Source organism: Fructilactobacillus lindneri DSM 20690 = JCM 11027, assembly GCF_002907375.1.
Taxonomy (GTDB): domain Bacteria; phylum Bacillota; class Bacilli; order Lactobacillales; family Lactobacillaceae; genus Fructilactobacillus; species Fructilactobacillus lindneri.
In genome coordinates this window covers 1-4,453 of record NZ_MIYK01000004.1, presented here as the reverse complement: position 1 = coordinate 4,453, position 4,453 = coordinate 1, and the positions used below count along the sequence as shown (strand labels likewise).

Annotated in this window: 3 protein-coding genes and 1 rRNA gene; all 4 read left to right on the top strand. The window is 36.4% G+C overall.

Features of this window, described 5'->3' with window-relative positions; translation table 11 throughout:
• The first annotated feature begins 8 nt into the window (after window positions 1–8).
• The 4 genes from rrf (at window position 9) to argH (ending at window position 4,282) form a co-directional block, all read left to right on the top strand.
• Window positions 9–125, top strand: a 5S ribosomal RNA gene (gene rrf, locus BHU33_RS02895).
• Window positions 126–274: 149 nt separating this feature from the next.
• Window positions 275–1,564, top strand: coding sequence for a cation:dicarboxylate symporter family transporter (locus BHU33_RS02890; protein ID WP_054646988.1), 1,290 nt, complete (start codon window positions 275–277; stop codon window positions 1,562–1,564).
• A 116-nt stretch (window positions 1,565–1,680) separates the two neighbouring features.
• Window positions 1,681–2,910, top strand: a complete 1,230-nt coding sequence (locus tag BHU33_RS02885) for an argininosuccinate synthase (protein ID WP_054646989.1) — start codon at window positions 1,681–1,683, stop codon at window positions 2,908–2,910.
• Window positions 2,903–4,282 carry an argininosuccinate lyase gene (argH, locus tag BHU33_RS02880; RefSeq protein WP_054646990.1) on the top strand — a complete coding sequence of 460 codons (1,380 nt, stop codon included), beginning with the start codon at window positions 2,903–2,905 and terminating at the stop codon, window positions 4,280–4,282. Before BHU33_RS02885 ends, argH begins: the two co-directional genes overlap by 8 nt.
• Window positions 4,283–4,453: the final 171 nt, after the last annotated feature.

Genomic DNA, 4,453 nt, shown 5'->3' with positions numbered 1-4,453 from the left:
AAGCATAGTGTGGTGGCGATAGCCTGAAGGATACACCTGTTCCCATGCCGAACACAGAAGTTAAGCTTCAGCACGCCAAAAGTAGTTGGGGGATCGCCCCCTGCGAGGATAGGACGTTGCCACGCAACCCAAAAAGAAAGAGACGCTCACCTTAATGGTGGACGTCTTTTTTTGTGTCTTTAATTATAAATTAAATCAATAATTTTTTTGACTTTGTGAAAACATTTACTTTATTGTATAATCAATGCAATTACAAAAAAGGGTGGGAATTCTAGTGAAAAGGAAATTAAAATTGCGAGTCACATTGGGTTGGCAAATTGTAATTGGGTTGTTTCTAGGGATTATCTTAGGGATTATTTTTTACCAAAATAAAACTGCCATTACGGCAATGCAAAGTATTGGAACTATGTTTATCGGCTTGATTCAAATGATTGTAATGCCAATTGTGGTATCTTGTTTGACGGTTGGTATTGCTAGCATGGGTGATATTCGTAAAGTTGGCCGAATTGGCGGAAAAACGCTAGTTTATTTTGAAGTTATGACGACGATTGCCATTATTTTAGGATTGATCATTGGAAATATTTTTCACCCTGGAACATTAATTGATGTACATCAAATGCATTCATCAATGGATATTAGTCAGTATGTTTCTACTGCACAGCATTCCAAAAATACTGGGATTTGGTCAACATTGATTGGTTTAATTCCAACTAATATTTTTGGATCGTTAAGTAAAGGAGACATGATGCCTGTAATTGTCTTCTCAGTCTTCTTTGGTTTAGGAACAGCAGCAATTGGAGAAAAAGGACAGATTATTGTCGACTTTATGAATGCAGTTTCGCAAGTTATGTTTAAAATTACAAACTGGGTCATGCATCTCGCTCCAATTGGGGTTTGTGCTCTAATTGGAGTTACTATTGCGGAATTGGGAATTAAAGCTTTAATTCCCCTTAGTTACTTTGTCATTTTGGTTTACTTAACTATGATTTTCTTTGTGCTAGTGGTTATGGGATTTGTAGCCAAACTTTGCCACTTTAAACTTTCAAGTTTGTTATTAGTTATTAAAAACGAAATTGTGTTAGCTTTTTCAACTGCTAGTTCGGAAGCAGTTATGCCAAAGATGATTCAAAAGATGGATAATTTTGGGGTTAGTCCTTCAATTGTTTCATTCGTAATTCCTACTGGATACACTTTTAACCTTGACGGATCAGCGATTTATCAATCGTTGGCTGCTTTGTTTTTGGCTCAGGCTTACGGAATTCATTTGTCGATTGGACAACAAATAACTTTGGCAGTTGTCTTGATGATTACTTCCAAGGGAATGGCGGGTGTCCCTGGAGCTTCGTTTGTAGTATTGCTGGCAACTGTTTCAACAATTGGTGTGCCAATGTCAGGATTGACCTTTATTGCTGGAATTGATCGCTTCATTGATATGGGACGAACGGCTGTTAACGTGGTCGGAAACTCGCTGGCAACTGTGGTAATTGGTACCTCAGAACATGAATTTAACCACCAAAAAGCAACCAATTATGTTCATAAAATTAAAACTGAAAAAATATCTTAATTAATAAAAGCAATATCATTAAGTTGATATTGCTTTTATTTTGCAATCTTTATTGAAAATATATGATTTAAAGTGTAACCTATAAATAATTTAAAAAGGAAAAGTGTGATTTAGTAATGTCAAACGAAAGAAAAAAAGTTGTTTTAGCATACTCCGGAGGTTTGGATACTTCGGTTGCGATTGCGTGGCTTAAAGACAAGGGATACGATGTTATTGCTTGTTGTATTAATGTTGGAGAAGGTAAAGATTCAGAATTTATCAAAGAAAAAGCACTTAAAGTAGGTGCAACTAAATCATATGTGCTTGATGCAATGGATGAATTTGCTGATGATTATGCTTCAGTTGCACTTCAAGCAAATGCCATGTATGAAAATTCTTACCCACTAGTTTCAGCACTATCAAGACCATTGATTGCTAAAAAATTAGTAGAGATTGCCGAAAAAGAAAATGCTGATGCGATTGCACATGGCTGTACTGGTAAAGGGAATGATCAAGTTCGATTTGAAGTTGCTATTCATGCCCTTTCCCCTGAGTTAGATGTTTTAAGTCCCGTTCGTGATTGGCATTGGTCGAGAGAAGAAGAAATCGAATATGCTAAAGATCATGATATTGATATTCCAATCGATTTAGATTCCCCATATTCAATTGATAGTAATATTTGGGGTCGGGCTAACGAAGCCGGCATTTTGGAAGATCCATGGGAAAGTGCTCCTGAAGATGCGTACGACATGACTAAACCAATTGAAGCGACACCAGATGAGCCAACAACGGTTGAAATTGAATTCAAACAAGGAATTCCAGTTGCGTTAGATGGTCAGCCAATGAAATTTTCTGACATTATTCAAAAATTAAATGTGATTGCTGGTGAAAATGGAATTGGAAGAATTGATCATATTGAAAATCGATTAGTTGGGATTAAATCTAGAGAAGTTTATGAAACTCCTGGTGCAGAAGTGTTATTAAAAGCTCATAAAGAAATTGAAGATTTAACTTTTGAAAGAGATTTAGCCCATTTTAAACCAGTAATTGAAAAAGAAATTAGTGAAGTTATTTATAATGGACTCTGGTTCTCGCCATTAATGGAATCGTTACAAGCCTTTTTAAAAGATTCACAAAAAAATGTCAGTGGAACTGTGAAAGTAAAAATGTTTAAGGGCAATGTTATAGTGTTAGGTCGGAAGTCAGCTAATTCACTTTATGATAAAGACCTGGCAACATATACCTCATCTGATTCATTTGATCAAATTGCTTCTGAAGGCTTTATTAAGTTATGGGGCTTGCCAACCAAGGTTAATAGACAGGTTGAAATTAAAAATGAAAAGCAAACAGGTAAATCCCATGAGTAATAAATTATGGGGTGGACGTTTTCAACAACAAGCCGATGCATTAGTCGATTCATTTGGAGCTTCGATTTCATTTGATCAACTCATGGCTGATGAGGATATTGAAGGTTCCTTAGCTCATGTTAAAATGCTGGGAAAAACTGGAATTTTAACTCATGAGGATGTGAGTCAGATTGTAGCAGGATTAGAAGAAATTCAGCAGGATCTTCATGCTGGCAAATTAAAGTTTACCAACGATAATGAAGATATTCATATGAATATTGAAAAAATCCTAACAGATCGTATTGGACCAGTAGCTGGTAAATTACATACGGCTCGTTCTCGAAACGATCAGGTAGCAACTGATTTTCATTTATATTTAAAAAAACGACTTCCAAAGATTATTGCTGAAATTAAAACTTTGCAGACTACTTTGGTACAAATGGCGGAAGCAAATGTGGAAACGGTTATGCCTGGTTATACGCATTTACAGCATGCTCAGCCAATTTCGTATGGACATTATTTAATGGCTTATTATCAAATGTTAAAACGTGATAAAGAACGATTTGAGTTTAATCAGAAACATACTGATATGCTGCCATTAGGAGCAGCAGCACTAGCAGGGACGACTTTTCCGATTGACAGACAGTTTACGGCACAAGAATTAGGCTTTGAAGAAGTTTATGCCAATTCATTGGATGCTGTTTCTGATCGGGATTTTGCCTTGGAATTTTTGAGCAATAGTTCGATTTTAATGATGCATCTCTCACGTTTTTGTGAAGAAATTAGTATGTGGGTTAGTTATGAATTTCAATATTTAACGTTAAGCGACGAATACGCTACTGGTAGTTCGATTATGCCGCAAAAAAAGAATCCAGATATGGCTGAGTTGATTCGTGGAAAAAGCGGTCGGATTTATGGCGATTTAATGGGTTTGTTAGCCACAATGAAATCATTGCCGTTAGCGTATAATAAAGATTTGCAAGAAGACAAAGAAGGTGTTTTTGACGCCGTTAAAACCTTAATGCCGGCTTTGCGGGTTTTTAATGGAATGCTAAAAACGCTCAAAGTTAATAAAGAGCGGATGAAGCACAGTACTGAACATGATCTTTCCAATGCGACCGAGTTAGCTGACTATTTAGCAGCTAAGGGAGTTCCATTTCGGGAAGCACATGGGATTGTAGGTCGGCTTGTTTTAAACTGTATTCAGACGAAACGAGACTTGCAAGATCTTAGCTTGGAAGAATTACAAGCTGCCTCTCCAGTAATTAAAAATGATGTTTACGAAGAATTAGTTCCAGAAGTAGCTGTAAAACGAAGAAATTCCGAAGGTGGAACTGGATTTGAACAAGTTAAAAAGCAAATAGCGAACGCTAAACAAGAATTAAAAAAATAAATTTTAAAGGGTCGAAGTCCTGGTACTTCGGCTTTTTGTTTATTTAACTGAAACTTGAAAGCTAATAATCACGCCAAAGGCGTGTGGTTATTGGCTTTTTTGGCAAAAAAATAAACGCAAGCTCTCCTGCGTTGTATACTTTAGTCGACCAAAACCAAGATACAAAGGAGA

Coding starts and splice junctions, on each gene's coding strand:
- BHU33_RS02885 (WP_054646989.1), top strand. CDS start 1,681: ATGTCAAACGAAAGAAAAAAAGTTGTTTTAGCATACTCCGGAGGTTTG.
- argH (WP_054646990.1), top strand. CDS start 2,903: ATGAGTAATAAATTATGGGGTGGACGTTTTCAACAACAAGCCGATGCA.